18 protein-coding genes are annotated in these 18,954 nt (G+C 72.0%); 8 read left to right on the top strand and 10 right to left on the bottom strand.

Translation table 11 applies throughout. The features are described from left to right. Positions 1-208: 208 nt before the first annotated feature. Positions 209-1,633, bottom strand: a complete 1,425-nt coding sequence (locus ACGFYV_RS23900) for an FAD-dependent oxidoreductase (RefSeq protein WP_393880470.1) — start codon at positions 1,631-1,633, stop codon at positions 209-211. Between the two features lie 55 nt (positions 1,634-1,688). Here ACGFYV_RS23900 and ACGFYV_RS23895 point away from each other — a divergent pair, with 55 nt between their 5' ends. Both ACGFYV_RS23895 and ACGFYV_RS23890 read left to right on the top strand, forming a co-directional pair. Beyond that, the gene (locus tag ACGFYV_RS23895; protein WP_393880469.1) at positions 1,689-2,210 is read left to right on the top strand and encodes a 5-carboxymethyl-2-hydroxymuconate Delta-isomerase; all 522 of its coding nucleotides are present in this window, start codon (positions 1,689-1,691) and stop codon (positions 2,208-2,210) included. Between the two features lie 243 nt (positions 2,211-2,453). After that, positions 2,454-2,909 (top strand): nuclear transport factor 2 family protein, encoded by a 456-nt coding sequence (locus tag ACGFYV_RS23890; protein ID WP_393880468.1) that lies wholly within the window; start codon positions 2,454-2,456, stop codon positions 2,907-2,909. A gap of 78 nt (positions 2,910-2,987) precedes the next feature. On the opposite strand, the gene ACGFYV_RS23885 is transcribed toward ACGFYV_RS23890, so the two are convergent. From ACGFYV_RS23885 to ACGFYV_RS23870, 4 genes are all read right to left on the bottom strand, one after another. Next, entirely contained in the window at positions 2,988-3,176 is a 189-nt protein-coding gene (locus ACGFYV_RS23885; protein ID WP_393880467.1) for a hypothetical protein, read from the bottom strand. Positions 3,177-3,199: 23 nt separating this feature from the next. Continuing rightward, positions 3,200-4,153, bottom strand: a complete 954-nt coding sequence (locus tag ACGFYV_RS23880) for an MBL fold metallo-hydrolase (protein ID WP_393880466.1) — start codon at positions 4,151-4,153, stop codon at positions 3,200-3,202. Beyond that, positions 4,150-4,773 carry a flavin reductase family protein gene (locus ACGFYV_RS23875; protein WP_393880465.1) on the bottom strand — a complete coding sequence of 208 codons (624 nt, stop codon included), beginning with the start codon at positions 4,771-4,773 and terminating at the stop codon, positions 4,150-4,152. Before ACGFYV_RS23875 ends, ACGFYV_RS23880 begins: the two co-directional genes overlap by 4 nt. A 193-nt stretch (positions 4,774-4,966) precedes the next feature. Then, positions 4,967-5,812: an SDR family NAD(P)-dependent oxidoreductase gene (locus tag ACGFYV_RS23870; protein ID WP_393880464.1), complete on the bottom strand. Its 846-nt coding sequence runs from the start codon at positions 5,810-5,812 to the stop codon at positions 4,967-4,969. Between the two features lie 194 nt (positions 5,813-6,006). Here ACGFYV_RS23870 and ACGFYV_RS23865 point away from each other — a divergent pair, with 194 nt between their 5' ends. Further along, a complete protein-coding gene (locus tag ACGFYV_RS23865) occupies positions 6,007-6,492 on the top strand; it encodes an SRPBCC family protein (protein ID WP_393880463.1) in 486 nt (161 codons plus the stop codon). Positions 6,493-6,626: 134 nt separating this feature from the next. Beyond that, positions 6,627-7,763, top strand: a complete 1,137-nt coding sequence (locus ACGFYV_RS23860) for an acyl-CoA dehydrogenase family protein (RefSeq protein WP_393880462.1) — start codon at positions 6,627-6,629, stop codon at positions 7,761-7,763. Positions 7,764-8,060: 297 nt separating this feature from the next. On the opposite strand, the gene ACGFYV_RS23855 is transcribed toward ACGFYV_RS23860, so the two are convergent. The 3 genes from ACGFYV_RS23855 to ACGFYV_RS23845 all read right to left on the bottom strand — a co-directional run bounded on the left by ACGFYV_RS23855 (position 8,061) and on the right by ACGFYV_RS23845 (position 11,043). Next, the gene (locus ACGFYV_RS23855; RefSeq protein WP_393880461.1) at positions 8,061-9,374 is read right to left on the bottom strand and encodes an NAD(P)/FAD-dependent oxidoreductase; all 1,314 of its coding nucleotides are present in this window, start codon (positions 9,372-9,374) and stop codon (positions 8,061-8,063) included. Further along, positions 9,374-9,697: a 2Fe-2S iron-sulfur cluster-binding protein gene (locus ACGFYV_RS23850; protein WP_393880460.1), complete on the bottom strand. Its 324-nt coding sequence runs from the start codon at positions 9,695-9,697 to the stop codon at positions 9,374-9,376. The genes ACGFYV_RS23855 and ACGFYV_RS23850 overlap by 1 nt, the downstream gene beginning before the upstream one ends. Before the next feature lie 113 nt (positions 9,698-9,810). After that, on the bottom strand, positions 9,811-11,043 hold the full coding sequence (locus tag ACGFYV_RS23845; RefSeq protein ID WP_393880459.1) for a cytochrome P450: 1,233 nt from the start codon (positions 11,041-11,043) through the stop codon (positions 9,811-9,813). Between the two features lie 183 nt (positions 11,044-11,226). Between ACGFYV_RS23845 and ACGFYV_RS23840 the strand changes: the two genes are divergently transcribed. Then, on the top strand, positions 11,227-12,690 hold the full coding sequence (locus tag ACGFYV_RS23840; protein ID WP_393880458.1) for an alpha/beta fold hydrolase: 1,464 nt from the start codon (positions 11,227-11,229) through the stop codon (positions 12,688-12,690). 97 nt (positions 12,691-12,787) lie between these two features. On the opposite strand, the gene ACGFYV_RS23835 is transcribed toward ACGFYV_RS23840, so the two are convergent. Both ACGFYV_RS23835 and ACGFYV_RS23830 read right to left on the bottom strand, forming a co-directional pair. Continuing rightward, positions 12,788-13,909: a winged helix DNA-binding domain-containing protein gene (locus ACGFYV_RS23835; RefSeq protein ID WP_393880457.1), complete on the bottom strand. Its 1,122-nt coding sequence runs from the start codon at positions 13,907-13,909 to the stop codon at positions 12,788-12,790. Between the two features lie 62 nt (positions 13,910-13,971). Continuing rightward, positions 13,972-15,093: an epoxide hydrolase family protein gene (locus ACGFYV_RS23830; RefSeq protein ID WP_393880456.1), complete on the bottom strand. Its 1,122-nt coding sequence runs from the start codon at positions 15,091-15,093 to the stop codon at positions 13,972-13,974. Positions 15,094-15,233: 140 nt separating this feature from the next. Here ACGFYV_RS23830 and ACGFYV_RS23825 point away from each other — a divergent pair, with 140 nt between their 5' ends. The 3 genes from ACGFYV_RS23825 to cimA form a co-directional block, all read left to right on the top strand. Further along, positions 15,234-15,683 (top strand): hypothetical protein, encoded by a 450-nt coding sequence (locus ACGFYV_RS23825; protein ID WP_393880455.1) that lies wholly within the window; start codon positions 15,234-15,236, stop codon positions 15,681-15,683. An 85-nt stretch (positions 15,684-15,768) separates the two neighbouring features. Next, entirely contained in the window at positions 15,769-16,776 is a 1,008-nt protein-coding gene (locus ACGFYV_RS23820) for a CaiB/BaiF CoA transferase family protein (RefSeq protein ID WP_393880454.1), read from the top strand. Positions 16,777-17,306: 530 nt separating this feature from the next. Next, a partial coding sequence (gene cimA / locus ACGFYV_RS23815) for a citramalate synthase (RefSeq protein WP_393880453.1) occupies positions 17,307-18,954 on the top strand: 1,648 nt, incomplete at its 3' end.

Genomic DNA, 18,954 nt, shown 5'->3' with positions numbered 1-18,954 from the left:
AGGTCAGAAAGGTGCTCCAGGAATACCCGGCGTACAGCCCGACTCGTCTGCCGCTCCGTATTTCCGCAGGGCAGAGGCTGCGTTTGCCGACTGAACAAACCCTCGGGGCGGTCCAGTGCCGCTCTGTAGCGTTCCCGGTCACCCGTCCAGGCTCTCGGCGGATACAACTTCCGGTCCACCAGAGCCCGTCCACGATCAAGGGGAAGCTTCACTCATGTCGGGCCAAAGAAGGTGCGGCCGGCGAAGTCAGCTCCGCCCATCGTGCGCGGGATGGTCCTTCCCGGCCTGGCTCGAAGGAGGGGCGGCCGGCAAGCCACCGGGCGACGCGACGGTCCGGCTCGCCGGAGAACGCCTCCTCCGGTGTGCGAACCAGGTGCCGGGCCTGCGCCCAAGCGCGCATCACCACAGGGTCCTCGTGGGCGCACAGGAAGCGGGCCGCGTTGATCCGTCCGGGACCGTTGGGCGGGGCTGTACCGGTCAGCCGGGCTACATGGCCGCGATCGGTCGCGACCTGCAGGTCGAACCACGGCCGGAGGGTGTGGTGGGCCCATCTGTGGTGTCCGACGACGAAGGCCGCTGAGCCCGGCGGGTCCGCGCCGGGGCGGTCGCACTCCTGTGCCACCCGCTGTGCGGCCCACAGGGCCATCGCTATGTTCTGGGAGAGTGTCGGGTTCGTGTGCATCATCGAGTCGCCGATCGCCACCACACCGGTGGCGACCGGGCCTTCGCCGTCGACCAGGCTCGTCCACCGGTTTTCGAGACCTGCCATGACGTGCACCCCGCCGATCCCCTCCGGGTCCAACGCGAGCCAGGCACCACTGGACGGGAAGGTGCGTGCAACCGCGTCGAACATCTCGGGTACGAGCAGCGCGGGCAGCGCGGGATCCGTGAGCGGTACCGCGAGCGCGATGTCGAGAATGCCGTTGTCCGAGGGGAACACCAGGCTGAGGGCGTTGGGTGAGGACGAGACGTACCGCACCAGGCCCGGATTGTCGGCGCCGTCCGGGCGCAAGCGGTACCAGCGGCTGAAGTACGCGATGCCGACGCGGTGGCTCTCCACTGCCGGCGGCCGACCTCCGGCCGAGACGAGCCACTTGGGGGCGGCCGAACGCCGTCCCCCGGCGTCGATGACGAGGTCCGCCTCCACGATGGACCCGTCCGCCGTGCGTACACCTCGGACATGAGGCACGTTCTTGCTGGTGTCCACGGCCAGACCGCTCACCCCTTTCGCCTGTATCCGAACGTTCGCCTCGCCTCGCAGGGCGGTGTTCAGCGCCGTTTCCAGGACGATGCGGCGGGCGCGGACGAGGACCAGCGCATCGTCACCGTCCTGCACAGGGGTGTCGCGGAACCAGTCGAGCTCCGGTTGCTCCCAGGCCTCCATGCGCAACATCGCGTCGTAGACATCGCGGGCTTCTGTTCTGAGCACCGTGCGGACGGGGCCGAGCAGCGAGTGAGGTTGAACTGCCTGGGGGACGTACGGACGCTTCCAGCGGAAGAAGGCATCGTCAAGCCCGGACTCAAGATCTTGCGGCTCACGTTCGAACACGGTGACCGGATGGCCTCTGCGGGCCAGGAAGAGGGCTGTGGACAGACCCGCTATCCCGGCCCCCAAGACAACCGTGTGCGCCATGGCTCGATTCTCCGTCGCATCTCGCGGTGGTGTGCTGCCGCAAGGATGTTAGGGAATGGGCGCGACCATGACGCCGTACGATGCACGTTCGGGCAGAGGCGCTCGGCGATGGGATAGAGGTCCGGGGCGTCACGGCTGCGTCACCCGCCGCCTGCGGAGAGGTTGGGGAGAGAACCTCTGCGAAAGGCAGGCACACTCCATGCCCGTGACCAACGTCGACTGCTCGAGTGCTCTGGCAAGCGCGTTCGATTGCCAGGGGTTCGCGCACGCGTTGCACCCTCTCGTATGCAAGATTATAGGAGCGGAGCCTCAAGCGTGCAGGACCCATTTCCGCCGCCTTGACGAGCGCGTCACGGTGTACGGAGCCTCGGACCAAGCCGTCATTCATATCGAACTGATGATCATGTCCGGGCGCAGCGAGGACACCAGGGCAGAACTGGGCAGAGAGGTATTGGCCCTGGCCCGCGCTCATACTGCGGACGCGCCGCGCCTCACGGTCCAGACGTCGGTGCTCGTGTCCGAGGTGAACCGTCGGACCTCGGCCATACACACTGAGCCCGGACGCAAGGCTGGATGACGCGCGTGGAGCCGCAGCATCTTTCATCAGCGGACAGCGCGCTTCTTCAGCGGCCGCCCCGGGGAGTGAATGGCCCCTTGAAGTCGCCTGGGGCAAGGGGCGCCAATCGTCGGTGAGTTGGCGGGGCCGGGTGCGCAGGGGGCGGTCCTGTCGGCCTCCAGCGGGGCTGGAGCAGGGGGTTGCAGGCTGGTCGGCAGTCGTGCTGCCGGAACCGGTGGCCGTCGTCACCCGAGGGGAGTCGCCGTGTCCCAGGCGGTCCAGGAAACGTACAAGCAGGTCTCCGGGGAGCTCTACGCAGAGGTCCGGACGTTCTACGCGTGGCAGATGCGGCGCGTCGACGCCCTGGACATCGAGGGGTTCGCCGCGACCTTCGTCGAGGACGGGAAGGTCGTGCACGCGGGCGGGCACGTGCAGAACGGGCGTGAGGAGATGCTCGCCGGCATGCGGGCCGCCCTGCCGCGCTACCGCGACATCGCCGTGCGGCACTGGTTCGACCACCTGCTGATCGAGACCGACCCGGCCGACGAGGACGTGCTCCGCGTCTCGTACTACTCGCTCGTCACGCAGACCGACCGCGAGGGCAACGTGAAGTTCGAGCCGACCTTCACCGTCGAGGACGAGCTGGTGCGCCGCGGCGGCAGCCTGTTCACGCGGACGCGGACCATTCATCGGGACACGCCGGTCGAGCTGCCCGCCTGAGTGGATGGGCTTTACATACGACCGTGGAAGGGGCCCTGACATGTTCAGGGCCCCTTCCACGGGTACCGGGACTTCTCGTCAGTCGATGCCCCGGCAGATGTGCGGCTCGCTCCCGTTGTCGTCCACGTCGCCGGCCAACAGCAGCGGCGGCGGCGGTGGGGGTGGGGGTGGTGGTCCGACTGGTGCGGTGAAGTGCGGTTCCGCGGTGGGCAGATGGAGGTCCAGGGGCGGGTCCAGTTCGATCGCGGGCAGTTCGAGTGTCGCCATGGGCGTACCTCATTCCTCAGGGGTCAGGCGTGACATACGGGCGGCCCGCCGTTGAACGCCACCATCTCCTTGAACGACGTGAACACGTCGATGCGCGCGCCCGGTGCGAGGCCCTCCTCCTCCGCGTAGGCCCGGTGCAGGTTCCCCACGAGGCGCTCGGCGTCGACGAGCGCCGCGAACTCACCGAGGTCGGCGCGTGCCGCCGCCTCCAGCGGGGTCAGGCCCGCGCGCAGGCCCTCGACGGCCAGGCGGCGCAGCATGAGGAGGTAGGCCTCGGTGAAGTCCAGCAACTCCGGTCCGCCGACCGGCCCGTGACCCGGAACGACGACACGGGGGCCGAGTGCGCGCATCCGCTCCAGCGCCTCCAGCGAGCCCGACACGGAGCCCATGAGGACGTACGGCGTGACGCCCGACCACACGACGTCGCCGGCGAACAGGACCGCACGCTCCGGCACCCAGACCGCCACGTCGCTCGCGGTGTGCGCGGGGCCCACGTTCAGCAACTCGGTGCGCGGGCCGCCCGTGTGCAGGGTGAGGCCGTCGCGGAAGGTCAGCTGCGGCAGCGTCAGCGGCGTCTCGCCCCACTCGACCGAGGGCCACAACTCCCGCATGTGCAGGCCCGATTCGGCGGCGTCGGACCGGGTCTGCTCGTGGGCGACGACCACCGCGCGGGGCGCGAACTGGCCGTTGCCGAAGGTGTGGTCGCCGTGGAAGTGCGTGTTGACCACGAAGTCCACGCCGCCGGGCGCGACCCGGTCGACCGCCTCGCGCAGCAGGCGGGTACGGCCCTCGGTCGCCGCCGTGTCGACGAGCACGGTCCCGTCGCCGCCGACGACGAGACCCGCGTTGTTCACGCACCAGCCGCCGCCGGGCTGGACGTAGGCGTACACGCCGTCCGCGACCTCCTCCAGGGACGGTGAGAGGGTGGGGGCGGGGGTGGGGGCGGTCGTGGCGGTTGAGGTGGTCGTGGTGGTCATGCGGCCCTCCCGCGGGGCGTGAGCCGGTCGTCACCGGCCGGTGCGGGCTCCAGGGGGGACAGGCCGGCGTAGCGGCCGCGGTGGAACAGGAGCGGGTCGGTGGTGTCGGGGTGCTGGTGCAGGGCGACGACGCGGCCGAGGAGCAGGACGTGGTCGCCCGCCTCGTGCTCGTCGTGCAGCTCGCACTCGAAGGACGCCTCCGCCGACGGGATCACCGCATGGCCCGACACGCCCTCGACGGCGCCGACGCGCAGCATCGCGGCCTGGCCCTCCGGGCGGTCCGGCCGGCAGAACTCCTGGGCGAACGGCAGCTGTTCGGCGCCGAGCACGTTCACCGCGAAGCCGCCCCCGCGCCGTACCCGGGGCCGCATCCGGCCGTCGGACTTGACGGAGACGAGGAGCAGCAGAGGGTCGAGGGACACCGAGATCAGGCTGTTCAGGGTCATGATGATCGTGTCGTCGCCGCTGCCGTGGGTGAGGAGCGTGACCCCGGTGGGCATGCGGCCCATAGCGGCCCGGAAGGCGGCGGGGTCGGGGGAGGGGGCAGGGGCGGGGTCGGGGTGGCCGCCGACGCGGCCGGCCTGGGCGTCGGCGAGCAGTGTGCCGGCCGTGGTGGTCATCGTGGGGCTCCGTCTCTCCTGCGGTCGTGACGAACTCGGGTACGGCCTCGGCGGTCGCGGCGGTCGGTTCTCGTACGGCGGCGATCCGGTCTCGTACGGCGGCGATCCGGTCTCGTACGGCGGTGATCAGTGCTCGTGCGACGGTGATCAGTGCTCGTGCGACGGTGCCGAGTTCTCGTACCGGCGCGGCGCATCAGTAGTTGCCGAGGCCGCCGCAGACGTTGAGGGCCTGTGCGGTGATGGAGGCGGCGACGTCGGAGGCGAGGTAGCCGACCAGGCCCGCGACCTCCTCGGGCGTTGAGTAACGGCCCAGCGGGATCTTCGCGTTGAACTTCTCCAGGATGTCCTGCTCGCTCACCCCGTAGTGGTTGGCGTAGCCCTGCCGCACGCGCTGCGCCATCGGCGTCTCGACGTAGCCGGGGCACACGGCGTTCACGGTGATGCCGGACTGGGCCAGCTCCTTGCCGACCGCCTTGGTGAAGCCGATGACGCCGTGCTTGGACGCCGAGTACGGGGCGGCCAGCTCCACGCCCTGCTTTCCGCCGGTCGAGGCGATGTTGATGACGCGGCCCCAGTCGCCCTCGCGCATCCGGCCCGTGCTCAGCACCTCACGGGTCACCCGGAACGTGCCGTTGAGGTTGGTGTCGATCACGTCCAGCCACAGCGAGTCCTCGATCTCGGCGGTGACGCCGCCACCGCCGCGGCCCGCGTTGTTGACGAGGATGTCGATCCGCCCGTAAGCGGCAACGGCCGCCTCGACGGCGGCCTTCACCTGCTCGCTGGAGGTGACGTCGCAGACGGTGCCGTCGACGTCCAGGCCCTCCTCGCGCAGTTGCTTCACCACGGTCCGGATGCTCTCCTCGCCGCGTGCGACCCCGAACACGGCCATGCCCTGGCGGGCGAGGAGTTCGGTCACCGCGAGGCCGATCCCGCTGCTCGCCCCGGTGACGAAGGCGACCCGCCGCACCGCGTCCGTGCGTCCGGCATCCGCCCGTCCGGCGCCCGCTCGTCCCGCGTCCGTGCGTCCCGCGTCTGTCATGGTGCTCTCCCGTTCGGTCGTGGGTCCGATGGGCTCGACCGTGACCGCGGGACCTAGCGCGCTGCTGGACCGGCGGCGGAGCCCCCGCGGGCGGGAACCGGCCGGGAGTCCCCCAGCGTGGCTCGACCTCATGTCGAGCCGGGGCGGGCAGCGTGAGGAGCCCTGTGCAGACGACCGGCGAGGAGGGCGGGCCCGTGCCCGAACAGACGCAGAGCATCCCCGACGTACGCAAGACGGTGACCGTGGCGGCCACCCCCGAGGACTGTTTCCGGGTGTTCACCGAGCAGCCGGCCCAGTGGTGGCCGCCGTCGCACGTCCTGGTGAAGAAGGAGCGGGCGGGGCTCGCCTTCGAGCCGGGCGTGGGCGGCCGTTACTACGAGTGGGACGTCGACGGCACCGAGATCGCCTGGGGCCGGGTCCTGGAGTGGGAGCCCGGCCGCCGGCTGGTCATGACCTGGCGCATCGACGCCAACTGGCAGTCGATCCCGGACGACGAGCGGGCCAGCGAGATCGAGGTCGACCTCGAACCCGTCGACGCCACGCACACCAAGGTGTCCCTCGCCCACGTCAAGCTGCACAAGCACGGGGAGGGCGCGGACCGGATCTTCCGTGCCCTGGACGGGCCGAGCCCCGGGGAGACGCTGGAGCTGTTCGCGAAGGCGGTCGCGCGAGGCGTGTGACGGCGCCGGCGCAGCGTGTCCCACACAGGGGCGGGCAGGACCCGCCGAGCACATCCACGACAGCGAGCACATTCACCACCGATGGCGAAATGACGAACCGTCGGCACGTCTTGTCACCACAGGAGGTCACTGGGATGGGGAACGATTCCGATACGGGCACCGCCACCGGCACCGGGCTGCTGCCCGCCGCCGACAAGGTGCGCGCCGTGGCGGCCGAGCACGCCGCCGACGCGGACCGCACGCGCGGCCTGTCCACCGAGGTGATCGAGGCGCTGTCCGACGCGGGCTTCGCCCGGCACTTCGTCGCCGCCGAATGGGGCGGCTCGCAGGGGTCGTTCGACGAACTGACCCGTGCCGTCGTCACCGTCGGCGAGGGCTGCGCGGCAGCGGCCTGGTGCGCGTCGCTGTCCGCGTACTCGGCGCGGCTCGCCACGCACCTGCCGGCCGAGGGCCACCGTGAACTGTGGGGCGAGAGCCCGGACACGGTCATCGCCACGGGGCTCGTGCCGAGCGGACGGGCGCGGGCGGACCAGGGCGGCTGGCGGGTCACCGGGCGGTGGGCGTACGTCAGCGGCATCGACTTCGCGACGTGGGCGATGGTGTGCGCCGCGGTGCCGGGTCCGGGCGGTGAAGGGCCGCCGCAGTTGCGGTTCTTCGCGCTGCCCCGGGAGACGTTCACCGTCGAGGCGACCTGGGACAGCGTGGGCATGCGGGGCACCGGCAGCCACACGGTCGTCGTCGACGACGTCTTCGTGCCCGAGTATCTGTCGTTCGCCCGCGCGGACATGGTCACCGGGAAGAACCGGACGTCCGGGATTCCCGTCCACAACATCCCGTTCCAGCCGCTCGGCAGCCTGACCTTCATCGCCCCGGTCGTGGGCGCGGCCACCGGCGCGCTCGAAGCGGCGGCGGGGCTGGTGACGGGACGCAAGCGGACTGTCAGCGGGGAGACCAAGCTGCTGCGCGCCTCGGGGGGCATCGACGCGGCCCGGCACCTCGTCCTGCAGAACGCCGAGGTCATCGACGGGCGGACGTTCACCCCGGAACTGATGGCGCGCAACGAGCGCAACGCCACCTTCTCGGCCGAACTCCTCCAGGAAGCGGTGGAGTTGCTGGTCCGGGCGACGGGGACCAGCGGGCTCGGCGAGCGCCACGCCCTGCAGCGGCTGTGGCGGGACGTGACGGCCGCGACCAGCCATGTGGCGCTCCAGTACGACACCTCGGCGCGCGGGAACTGGGCCACGGTCCTCCTCGGAGCGGCCGAGAGCTGAGGAGGAGAACGACGGCGGACCCGGTCTCCGTCGCAGCGGCACCCGGTCTCCGTCGCAGCGGACAGCTGCGGCGGAGACCTTGGCGTTATTCAGGGCGCTGGCGGTCGGGCTGCCGGATGCTGCGCGAACACGGACACGAACACCACGAAGGCCCGCCCCCGGCCCCGGAGTCGAGGCAGGAACGGGCTTTCGGAGGTCCTGAGGACGACAGGCATTCGGAGGCCCCCTGAGGCCAACGGACCCTCGGCCGCCCCGAGCCCTGCGTCAGGCCTGTGTGAGACCTGTGTGAGACCGGCGTCAGGCAGGCTGCACCTGCGGCCGGGCCGGCGTACGGCCGCCGCCCCCGGCGCCATCCCCGGTGCCGCCCCCGGTGCCGCCCCCGGACGCGGCGAACGCCTTGAGGTCGAAGCCCGCGCCCCGCGCCTCCTCGGGCGTCGGCCCGGTCCCCGAGGCCAGCAGGCGCCGTGCGATGCCGTGGTCGGCGGGCCTGTTGACCGACTCGACGCCGGTCAATTCGCCGGCGCGGAAGCAGAGCACGGAGAAGCGGTCGCCGTCGGGATCGCCGATGGTGACCGCCTCGTCGTGCCCCGCGGTCAGTCCGGCCATCTGCAGCCGCAGCGCGTACTGCTCGGACCAGAACCAGGGGATCGCGGTGTACGGGGCGGGGTCGCCGCAGATCGCGGCGGCCACGCACCGGGCCTGGTCGGACGCGTTCTGCACCGATTCCAGACGGATGTGGCGCCCGAGACGGGCGCTGAAGAAGCGCGCGCAGTCACCGACCGCGTAGACGGACCTGTCGCGGGTGCGCAGGTACCGGTCGACGATGACGCCGTCACCGACGTGCAGTCCGGCGTCGACCGCGAGATCCGTGTTGGGGAGCGCGCCGACGCCCATGACCACCAGGTCGGCGGGCAGCCGTTCGCCGCCGCGCAGTTCGACCGTCTGGACCCGGCCCGAGGGCGCCCCGTGCAGGGCCGTCACCTCCTGGCCGAGCAGCAGCCGTACGCCCTCCCGCTCGTGCCGCTCGGCCAGCCACTGCGACATCCGCGGGGTGAGGGCCCGCGCGAGCACCCGCCGCTGCGTCTCCACGACGCTCACCTCGTGCCCCGAACCCCGTGCCGTGGAGGCGAGTTCCAGGCCGATGAAGCCGGCGCCGAGCACCACGATCCGGCGCGCCGGACCGTCGAGGTGCGCGCGCAGTTCCTCCGCGTCGGCGAGGGAGCGCAGCGTCACGACGCCGCCCAGGTCGGCGCCGGGGACGGGCAGGGTGCGCGGTCGCGCACCGGTCGCGAGGACGAGTGCCTCGTACCGCAGGGACGTGCCCGAACCGAGCCGCACGGACTGCAGGTCCAGGTCGACGCCCAACGCGCGCTCGCCGGTCACCAGGGTGATGTCCTGGGAGGCGAAGAACGACTCGGTGCGCAAGGCCAGTTCGGCGTGGCCGGTGGCGCCGGTCAGATAGCCCTTGGACAGCGGCGGGCGCTGGTACGGCGCCGCCGGCTCCTCGCCGACGAGGGTGACGGGGCCGCCGTACCCCTTGGCGCGCAGTGCGGCCGCGGTCTCCAGGCCGCCCTGCCCGGCGCCGATGACGACGACTCCCCGGGCGGCCATCAGCTCTGCGCCTCGGGAAGGTGCAGCACGAGGCCGTCGAGGTCTTCGGTGACCGGCAGCTGGCAGCTCAGCCGGCTGCTGTCCCGGCGCGGGCACGCCGTGCCGTACAGGACGTCGTCCTCGACGTCGTCCATCGGGGGCAGCGGCACGGTGGAGGCCTCGTCGACGTAGACGTGGCACGTACCGCACTGCGCGGAACCGCCGCACTGCGCCTCGATGCCGTCGATGTTGTTGAGCTTCGCACCGCGCATGACCGTGTTGGGCGCCTGGACGTCGACGATGGTGGTCGTGCCGTTCGGATGTTTGTAGGTGATCTTGGCCACGGCGCTCTCCTCGTGGAATGTCTCGTGGAATGTCGTGTTCGCGGGCGGCGGGGAAGCCGTACGCGCAGGCCGCCCCCGCCGCCCCACCGCCTGTGTCGGGTGGCGTCAGGTCGTCACCAGACGACCGGCAGCTCCCACAGGCCGTAGATCACGGCGCCTTCCTTGCGCGGGATCTCCAGGAACGGCTTGGCGAGCCGCAGCGTGGGGATCCGCTGGAACAGCCTGCTCCAGACGATCTCCAGCTCCAGGCGGGCGAGGTCCGCGCCGATGCAGTGGTGCACACCGTGCCCGAAGCCCAGGTGCTTGCGGCTGCCGCGGGTGATGTCGAGGCGGTCCGGCTCCGGGAAGACCTCCGGGTCGCGGTTCGCGGCGAGCCCGAGGCACAGGATGCCGTCGCCCTTGCGGATGACCTGGCCGCCGAGCTCGATGTCCTCCAGGGCGACCCGGGGCACGGCGGTGTCGCCGATGGTGGCGAACCGCACCAGCTCCTCCACGGCCGACTTCACCAACGACGGGTCGTCGAGCAGGAGTTTCAGCTGGTCGGGGTTCTCCAGGAGGCAGGCCGTGCCGAGCGAGATCTGGCTGGCGGTGGTCTCGTGGCCGCCGTTCATCAGGAGCCGCACCATGTTGAACAGGTCGCGGTCGGTGTACTCCTCGCCGGACTCCGCGTAGTCGGCCATGGCCCGGCTCAGCAGGTCCTCGCCCGGCTCGCGCTTCTTGAGCTGGATCAGCTCCTCGACGTACGCGTTCACCTCGACGATCGCGGCCTGCCGCTCCTCGGTCGAGCTGTGCCCGCCGAGCAGCGCCGTGCCGTGCTTGATGAAGAAGTCGTGCTGGTCCTGCGGGATGCCGAGCAGTTCGCAGATCACCGTCATGGGCACGGCCAGCGAGAACACCCGGTGGAAGTCCGCGGGGGCGTCGAGCGCGAGAAGCTTGTCGATGTGCTCGTCGACGATCTCCTCGATGCGCGGACGCAGCCGCTGCACCTGCCGGTTGGTGAACGTCAGCGCGGCCTTGCGGCGCGTGCTGCTGTGCGCCTGGCCGTCGTACCCGATGAACGACGTCTCGGTGCGGTACTCGGGCGGGGCGATGAAGTAGAAGGGGAAGTTGTCGTGCTTGCGGGAGGCGCTGACCCGGGGGTCCGTGAGCAGCTCACGGATCGTCTGGTAACCGGTGATCGTCCATATCCGCAGTCCCGAACCGGTCAACGTGACCTGCGAGACGTCCTTCTCGACCATGCCCGCGTACTCGGGCGGCGGCGTGAAGGGGCATGTGCGCTGGTAGGGGAACGTCTTGGCCGGCTCTGCCTCGGGGGACGCGTCGGCCTCGGTGGCGCTGGTGGTCACGGCGTTTCCTTACGTGGTGGATGAACGGCCAGCCCATGCTGAGGAATTCCGGACGAGCCTGTTTCCGACAGGGTGGGGACGGCGCCTCGAATCGTGCTCCAGGCACTCTCGAACCACCGCCCTGCCCGCCCAGCTCCATACGGGCTCCGGAGCGCCTCAAGCACCGAACCGGACCATGGCCCCATGACGTGGGACGATGCCGAGTTGCGCGACTTTCTGACGCAGCAGATCACGTGGAAACCGAGCGACTTCGACGACAACCTCGAAGTCGCCTTCATCGAAGTGCCACTCGATTACGCCGACCCTTCGGGGGAGCGCATCGAACTGGCCATCAGCCGGATCCCGGCGGCGGATCCGCGCAGGAGGCGCGGTGTGCTGCTGTTCCTCAACGGCGGGCCCGGCGGCGACGGCGGCCTCGGCAGACTGCTGCCGACGCGCCTGGCCGGGACCCCGCCCCACGAGGTGTACGACCTGATCGGCTTCGACCCCCGGGGCACGGGCGAATCGGCCCGCATCGAGGGCGAGGCCAGCCCGACGACCACCCCCTTCGACTCGCGTCCCCCCGACTCCGCGTTCGCCGCGATCACCGCGGACATGAAGGAGCGGGACCAGGGATGCGTGCGCGCCGGCGGGACCCTGCGCCGGCACATCACCACGGCGAACAACGCCCGGGACATGAACGTGATCCGCGTCCTGCTCGGCGAGGAGCGGATCAGCTACGTCGGCTGGGCCTACGGCACACTGCTCGGCGCGGTCTACGGCGCGATGTTCGGCGCGCACCTGGACCGCAGTGTCCTCGACTCCTCGGTCCACCCGGACTGGGACTGGCGGACGCAGTTCGCCTCGCAGGCGCTCGCGGTGCGCGAGAACGTGGACCTGTGGGCGCAGTGGGCCGCGGAGCGCGACGGGTTCTTCGGTCTCGGCGACAGCGCCGGGCGGGTGCTCGCGTCGGTGGAGTCGGTCGCGGAGTCCCTGGCCCCGCTGGGGGAGAACGCGGCCCTGCGCACCTCGTTCGACGGACTCGTCGGCACCATGGGCGCGGCCCGCGGGAAGTGGCGGGAACTCGGCACGCTGATCGGTGAGTTGCGCGAGGCGGCCGGGGCCGGCGACATCGAGCGGGTCCGTGGACTCCTCGCGGGCCAGACCCGCTGGCGGCCCGGCACCGCGGCCGGCGGTCTGCGCGACGCCGTCCTGGAGGCCGTCACGTGCGAGACGCCGTGGCCGACCGACCTGGAGATCTACTACCGCGACATGCGCGAGTTCCGCGGCAGCCGCCCGTACGGCTTCGGCGTGATGCGCGCCCAGCCCTGGGTCGCCGCCTTCCGCACGTGCGTGCCCACCGAGCCCCGCCCCGCCGTCACCCGCGGCGACTACCCGAAGGGGCTCGTCGTGCAGGCCGACGGCGACCCCTTCGACCATCTGCCCGGGGCGCTGGCCATGGCCGAGCGGCTGGGGCACCCCCTGATCCTGGTGCGCGACTCGGGCGCCCACGAGATCTACCGGCTCGGCGGCAACGCCCAGGTCGACGCCCTGGTCGACGCGTACCTGGTCGACGGCGAGCTGCCGCCCGCGCGGGTGGAGTGCGCGGGCGAGCCCCGCCCGGACGTCCCCGCCGACGCGAACGGCGCCGCCCGGCACGGCAGTTGACTCCGGGCGGCGGCGGTACAGGAACGGGGAGCGGGGCGGCGGGAACGGGGAGTGGGGCGGACCGGCCGCCCCACTCCCCGTGTGTCGTACGGCGCGCTCACGCGTCGGCGATGCGCAGCTCCCGCTCGCCCTCGCCGTCCGACGCGAACAGCAGGAGACGCTCGCCCTCCTCCTCCAGCTCGGCGCGCCGGCGCTTGTCCACCGCGTGGAAGAGCTGCACGTCGACCGTCGTCGTCGTCCGCGCGCGGTCGACCCGCCACGCTCCCGCGACGAACCCGTCGACCAGGATCGTCCCCGGGATCACCGCGTTCTTCGTCGCGATGGCCTTGCGGTGCTCGTCGCTGATGATCCGGGTGCGGTCCGCGTGGGAGAGGATCGCGTTGTCGTACGGGGCCAGGTAGCGCACGGGCGCGTGCGTGCCGGCGCCCGGGCGGGGGGCGTCCGGCAGGTCCCACAGTTCGCTGCCGTCCTCGCCGCGGAAGGACACCAGCCGCGGCCGCAGGCGGTCGATCACCGCACGCAGCCGGGTGAGCCCCGACCAGGCCTGGAGGTCCTTGACGGTGGCGGGGCCGAAGGCCGCCAGACCGCGCAGCACCAGGGATTCGAGGTCGGCCTCCGCGTGCAGCTGGTCGCCGAGCCAGTCCTCCGCGTGCGCGTACGTCGTCTGCCCGCTCTGGCCCCACACCCCGCGCGGCGGGATCTGGACCACCGGCAGCAGATTGCGTACGACGTTGCTGAGCGCGAGGGCGGGATGCTCGGGCCACGTCGTGCGCAGGGAGTCGGTCAGGTCGCCGACGGTGAGCGGGGACTGTTCCAGCAGCTCCCGGCCGGCCGCCGCGACCTTCGCCGGATCCAGCCCGCCCAGGTCCTTGCCGAAGGTGGTCTTCAGGCTCCGCTCCATGAACGGCTGCAGACAGGGCCTCAGTCTGCGGCAGTCCTCGGCGGTGACCAGATGGACGGTGCCCCGCATCAGCGCGATGCGCACGGCCCGCCGCTCGGTGAGCAGGCCGGCCAGTTCCGCGGGGCGGAAGTCCTCGAGCCGGCTCCACAGGCCGTAGTACGGCGGAAAGGGCGCCTGCGCCTGCAGACCCACCAGGTGCTCCAGCGCGTCGTGCGCCGTCATCGTCCGTCGTTCCAGCAGCAACTGGCGTGCCAGGAAAGCACGGTTGAGAGCCCGCCGGTCGAGCACACCGGCGGGCTGGGGCGAGGTGGTGGCCATCTGACCTCTCAGTTCGGCAAGGCGGTTCGGTCAAGCGGGGTGGATCAGTTCAGCGGGGCGGATCAGTTCAGCAGGGTGAAGAACGCGCGCAGTTCGTCGGCGAGGACGGCCGGCCGCTCCAGGGCGGGGAAGTGCCCGCCGCTGTCCAGATCCTTCCAGTAACGCAGATTCGTGAAGCGCTGTTCCGCCCAGGCGCGCGGCAGCCACGCGTCCTTGGGGAACACCGAGCAACCGACGGGCACGTTCGTGGGGTTCATCGGCTCCTTGTTGAAACTCTCCCAGAACAGCCGGGCCGACGACGCCCCGGTGTCCGTCAGCCAGTACAGGGTGGCCGCATCGAGCAACTGGTCGAAGGACAGCGCCTTCTCCAGGGTGCCGTCGTGGTCGGCCCACTCCCAGAACCGGTCCAGGATCCAGGCGAGCTGACCGGCCGGCGAGTCCGCGAGACCGTAGCCGAGGGCCTGCGGGCGCGTGGACTGGATGGCCGCGTAGCCCGAGCGGTTCTGCCCGAAGCCCGTCATCTTGGCCATGGCCCGCTGGTCGCGCTCGTCCAGCTCGACGGGCTGCTCGGGCGCCTTGGCCAGCGGCATGGTCAGATGGATGCCCAGGACGTGCTCCGGGTCGGCGGAGCCGAGTTCGGCGCTGACCCACGATCCCCAGTCCCCGCCGTGCGCGCCGTAACGCGGGTAGCCGAGGCGGGCCATCAGCTGCGCCCAGGCCCGCGCGATCCGGCCGACCGTCCAGCCGGGCCCGGTCGGCCTGCCGCTGAATCCGTGTCCGGGGAGCGAGGGGCACACCACGTGGAAGGCCTCGGACGGGTCGTCGGGGTGGGTGAGGCGGGGGATCAGGTCCAGGAACTCCAGGACCGAGCTGGGCCACCCGTGGGTGAGCAGCAGGGGGGTGGCGTCGGGGTGCGGGGAGCGGGCGTGCAGGAAGTGCACGTCCAGGCCGTCGATTTCGGTCCGGAACTGGGGGACCGCGTTGAGCCGGTCCTCGGTGGCGCGCCAGTCGTGGTCGCGTTCCCAGTAGGCGCACAGCTCCTTCATGTACGACAGCCGCGGGCCCTGCTCCCAGTCGTCGACGGTCTCCGCGTCCGGCCAGCGCGCGCCGGCCAGACGGGCGCGCAGGTCCCGCAGCGTGTCGTCCGGAAAGTGCACCCGGAAGGGCGTGATCTCTGTTCCCATGCGTGAGGCCTCCTCGGCAGCCCGTGACAGTCGGGTGGCGACGAGGCTAGGGACGGCCGCTACACCGGCGGTCGAGCCGCCGCCGTGCCGGTGCAGCACCGCTCCAGTACGCCTGGAGGTCTTTCGGCCATTCTCCGGTCATGAACAAGACATGGCCGACAGTCGCCGCGGCGGCTGCCCTCAGCTTCGTGGCCCTCGTGGCCCCCGCACACGCCGCCGCCGCGGCCTCGGGCACCGTCGGTTCCTGGCGGGCAACCGTCACCAGGCCGGGTGCCACGGAGAACATCACTCTCGACTTCTACGCCGACGGCCGGGTCTGCCTGGAGGTCGACGGGGGCAAGAGCCCCGGCTGGTGGCACGGCACCGGGCACCAGACGTTCAACTACAAGATCAAGGAGAACATGTTCGACCCCTCGGGGAACCTCCTCGGATGGGTGAAGATCGACCAGGACGCCGTACGCTCCGGCACCGCCTTCACCTCGCAGGGCATATCCAGGGTCTACAACCCCGATGGCACGCTGCGGGATTCGGTCCACGTCACGGTGGACGCCACACGGCAGAGCGGGCACCCCTCGGGCACCCCCTGCTGACCCTGCCGGCCGGTGGCGGCCCCGGGTCCAGCGATACTCCAGGAGCCGCCTCCAGCGTTCCGGTTCCGACGATGAGGAGCCGACGATGACGACAGGCACAGGACCCCTGCGCGGTCTGCGGGTCGTGGAACTCGCGGCGATCGGTCCCGCCCCGTTCGCCTGCATGATCCTCGCGGACCTGGGAGCCGATGTGATGCGCGTCGACCGGGCCGACGGGGCCCGGTCGTTCGCCGACTGGCACGGTGAACTGGACCGCGGCCGGCGCACCACGGAGCTGGACCTGAAGAACCCGGACGACGTGGACTGGCTGCTGCGGCAGGCCGAGACGGCGGACGTTCTCGTGGAGGGGTTCCGGCCGGGCGTGGCCGAACGCCTGGGCATCGGCCCGGACGTGTGCCTGGGCCGCAACCCGCGGCTGGTGTACGGGCGGATGACCGGCTGGGGCCAGGACGGGCCCCTCGCGAAGTCCCCCGGACACGACATCAACTACCTCGCCCTGACCGGGGCGTTGTACGCCATCGGCGAGGCGGGCGGTCCGCCGGTGCCGCCGGTCAACCTGCTCGGCGACTTCGCCGGCGGCGCGATGTTCCTGGTCGCCGGCGTGCTGGCCGCGCTGTACGAACGGCAGGTCTCGGGGCGCGGCCAGGTCGTGGACGCCGCGATCGTGGACGGGGCCGGCGCCATGCTCGGCATGCTGACCGCGATGGCGGCGGCGGGCCAGTGGGAGCACGAACGCGGGGTCAACCTCCTCGACGGGGGCGCCCCCTTCTACCGCTGTTACGAGTGCGCCGACGGCCGGCACGTCGCCGTCGGCGCCCTGGAGGACCGCTTCTACGGGGCACTGCTCGCCGGACTCGATCTGGACCCGGAGCGGCTGCCCGACCGCGGCGACCCCCTCAACTGGCCTTCCCTGCAACGGGTTTTCGACCACCGCTTCCGCGACCGAGACCGGGACACCTGGGCCCGCCACTTCGACGGCACCGAGGCGTGCGTGACCCCGGTCCTCAGCGTCGTGGAAGCGGCCGCCCATCCCCACCACCGGGCCCGCGGCAGCGGCCCGGCGGCCCCGGCACCCCGCTTCAGCACGGCCTGAACGCGGGCCGCCTGGACGTGCGCTGTCGTGCCGGGGCGCTGCCTGAGCGCGCGCTGTCGTGCCGGGGCGCTGCCTGAGCGCGCGCTGTCGTGCCGGGGCGCTGCCTGAAGGCACGGCGTCGTGTCGGGGCGCCGCTTGAACGCGTGGCGTCGTGTCGGGGCGCCGTCTGAGCGCGCGCTGTCGTGCCGGGGCGCTGCCTGAAGGCACGGCGTCGTGTCGGGGCGCCGCTTGAACGCGTGGCGTCGTGTCGGGGCGCCGCCTGAGCGCGTGGCGTCGTGTCGGGGCGCCGTCTGAGCGCGCGCTGTCGTGCCGGGGCGCCGCTTGAAAGCACGCCGCCGTGGCCGGGGCGCCGCCTGAAGGCACGCCGCCGTGGCCGGGCACCGCCCGAACGCGTGCCGTCGTGCCGGGGCGTGGCGGTCGAGCCGGTCTCCGGTCGCGTTCGAGGCGGCGGCCGGAATCTGAGGCCGTCGGCACGGACATCCGCGAGCGACATCCCCGCACCGCACGCCGAAAGCGAAGAAGGAGGGGCGATGGCGGAGCAGAGCTTCCAGCTCTACGACACAACCCTGCGTGACGGCACGCAGATGGAGGGTCTGGCCCTCACGGTCGGCGAGAAGCTCGCCGTCGCACGAAGCCTGGACGCCCTCGGCGTGGGATTCATCGAGGGCGGCTGGCCCGGCGCGATCCCGCGGGACACCGAGTTCTTCCGCCGGGCACGCCACGAACTCGACCTGCGCTCCGCCCTGTTGACCGCCTTCGGCGCCACCCGCAGGCCCGGGACGTCCGTCGCCCGGGACCCGCAGGTGCGGGCGCTCCTCGAAGCGGAGACGCCCGTGGTGACCCTCGTCGCCAAGAGCCACTCCCGGCACGTGGACCGGGCCCTGCGCACCACCCTCGCCGAGAACCTCGCCATGATCCGGTCCACCGTGCAGCACCTCGTGCTCGCCGGCCGCCGGGTCTTCGTCGACGCCGAGCACTACTTCGACGGCTACCTCGTCAACCGGGAGTACGCCCTCGAAGTCGTCCGCACGGCGGCGGAGGCGGGCGCCGAGACGGTGGTGCTGTGCGACACGAACGGCGGGTCGCTGCCCGAGGAGGTGCGGGCCGTCGTCGCCGACACCCTCTCCATGACCGGCGCCGGCATCGGCATCCACTGCCACGACGACTCCGGCTGCGCCGTCGCCAACACCATGGCGGCCGTCGACGCGGGCGCGGTCCACGCGCAGGGCACCGTGCACGGCTACGGCGAGCGCTGCGGCAACGCCAACCTGCTCACCGTCATCGCGAACCTCGTCCTCAAGCGGGGCCGCGAGGTGATCCCGCTGGAGCGGCTCACGGACCTGGCGCGCACCGGCGACGCGGTCGCCGGCGTCACCCGCGTCCCCGGCGCCCACGCGGCCCCGTACGTCGGCTCGGCCGCCTTCACGCACAAGGCGGGCCTGCACGCCTCCGCCCTGCGCGTGGACCCCGGCCTCTACCAGCACATCGACCCGGCGCTCGTCGGCAACGCCATGCGCGTCCTCGTCTCCGACATGGGCGGCCGTTCCTCCGTCGAACTCAAGGCCCGGGAGCTCGGCTACGACATCAGCGCCGGATCACCGGAGGTCGGCCGGGCCGCCGAGCGGGTCAAGGAACTGGAGAACCGGGGCTACAGCTTCGAGTCCGCCGACGCCTCCTTCGAGCTGCTGCTGCGCGAGGAACTGCTCGGCCGCCCCGGGCGCGCGCCCGTCGAGGCTGAGTCCTGGCAGGTGGAACTGGACGGTGCGAGCGGGGGCGCGCGGGCCACGGTGCGGTTGCGCGCCGCGGACGTACGGCTGACCGGGCAGGGCGCGGGCCGCGAGCCCGCCCACGCCCTGGACGCCGCCCTGCACGCGGCACTCGACCGCTCCTTCCCCGAAGCGGCCCGGCTGCGCCTCGTCGAGCAGCGCTACCGGGAACTCGACGGCACGGGCGACTCCGCCGGCCGGGGCGAGGAGAGCACTGCGGCGGGCGGGGCCGACAGGTCGCCTGCGGCGGGCGGGGCCGGGGAGTCCTACGCGACGGGCGGCGCGGGCAAGTTCCCTGCGGTAGGCGGGGCAGGCAAGTCGTCTGCGGTAGGCGGGGCCGGGGAGTCCCACGCGGCGGGTGGCGTCGGCAAGTCCGCCGCGACGGGCGGCGCCGACTGGTCCCCCGCGGTAG

The sequence above is a fragment of the Streptomyces sp. NPDC048297 genome, assembly GCF_043201585.1.
Taxonomy (GTDB): Bacteria; Actinomycetota; Actinomycetes; order Streptomycetales; family Streptomycetaceae; genus Streptomyces.
This window is presented reverse-complemented; position numbering and strand designations above follow the sequence as displayed.

Bases quoted from the DNA above. Each gene is read 5' to 3' on its own strand.
- ACGFYV_RS23840 (WP_393880458.1), top strand. From the start codon at position 11,227: ATGACGTGGGACGATGCCGAGTTGCGCGACTTTCTGACGCAGCAGATC.
- ACGFYV_RS23835 (WP_393880457.1), bottom strand. From the start codon at position 13,909: ATGGCCACCACCTCGCCCCAGCCCGCCGGTGTGCTCGACCGGCGGGCT.
- ACGFYV_RS23870 (WP_393880464.1), bottom strand. From the start codon at position 5,812: ATGACAGACGCGGGACGCACGGACGCGGGACGAGCGGGCGCCGGACGG.
- ACGFYV_RS23855 (WP_393880461.1), bottom strand. From the start codon at position 9,374: ATGGCCGCCCGGGGAGTCGTCGTCATCGGCGCCGGGCAGGGCGGCCTG.
- ACGFYV_RS23880 (WP_393880466.1), bottom strand. From the start codon at position 4,153: ATGACCACCACGACCACCTCAACCGCCACGACCGCCCCCACCCCCGCC.
- ACGFYV_RS23860 (WP_393880462.1), top strand. From the start codon at position 6,627: ATGGGGAACGATTCCGATACGGGCACCGCCACCGGCACCGGGCTGCTG.
- ACGFYV_RS23820 (WP_393880454.1), top strand. From the start codon at position 15,769: ATGACGACAGGCACAGGACCCCTGCGCGGTCTGCGGGTCGTGGAACTC.
- ACGFYV_RS23830 (WP_393880456.1), bottom strand. From the start codon at position 15,093: ATGGGAACAGAGATCACGCCCTTCCGGGTGCACTTTCCGGACGACACG.
- ACGFYV_RS23885 (WP_393880467.1), bottom strand. From the start codon at position 3,176: ATGGCGACACTCGAACTGCCCGCGATCGAACTGGACCCGCCCCTGGAC.
- ACGFYV_RS23875 (WP_393880465.1), bottom strand. From the start codon at position 4,773: ATGACCACCACGGCCGGCACACTGCTCGCCGACGCCCAGGCCGGCCGC.
- ACGFYV_RS23900 (WP_393880470.1), bottom strand. From the start codon at position 1,633: ATGGCGCACACGGTTGTCTTGGGGGCCGGGATAGCGGGTCTGTCCACA.
- ACGFYV_RS23895 (WP_393880469.1), top strand. From the start codon at position 1,689: ATGGGCGCGACCATGACGCCGTACGATGCACGTTCGGGCAGAGGCGCT.
- ACGFYV_RS23825 (WP_393880455.1), top strand. From the start codon at position 15,234: ATGAACAAGACATGGCCGACAGTCGCCGCGGCGGCTGCCCTCAGCTTC.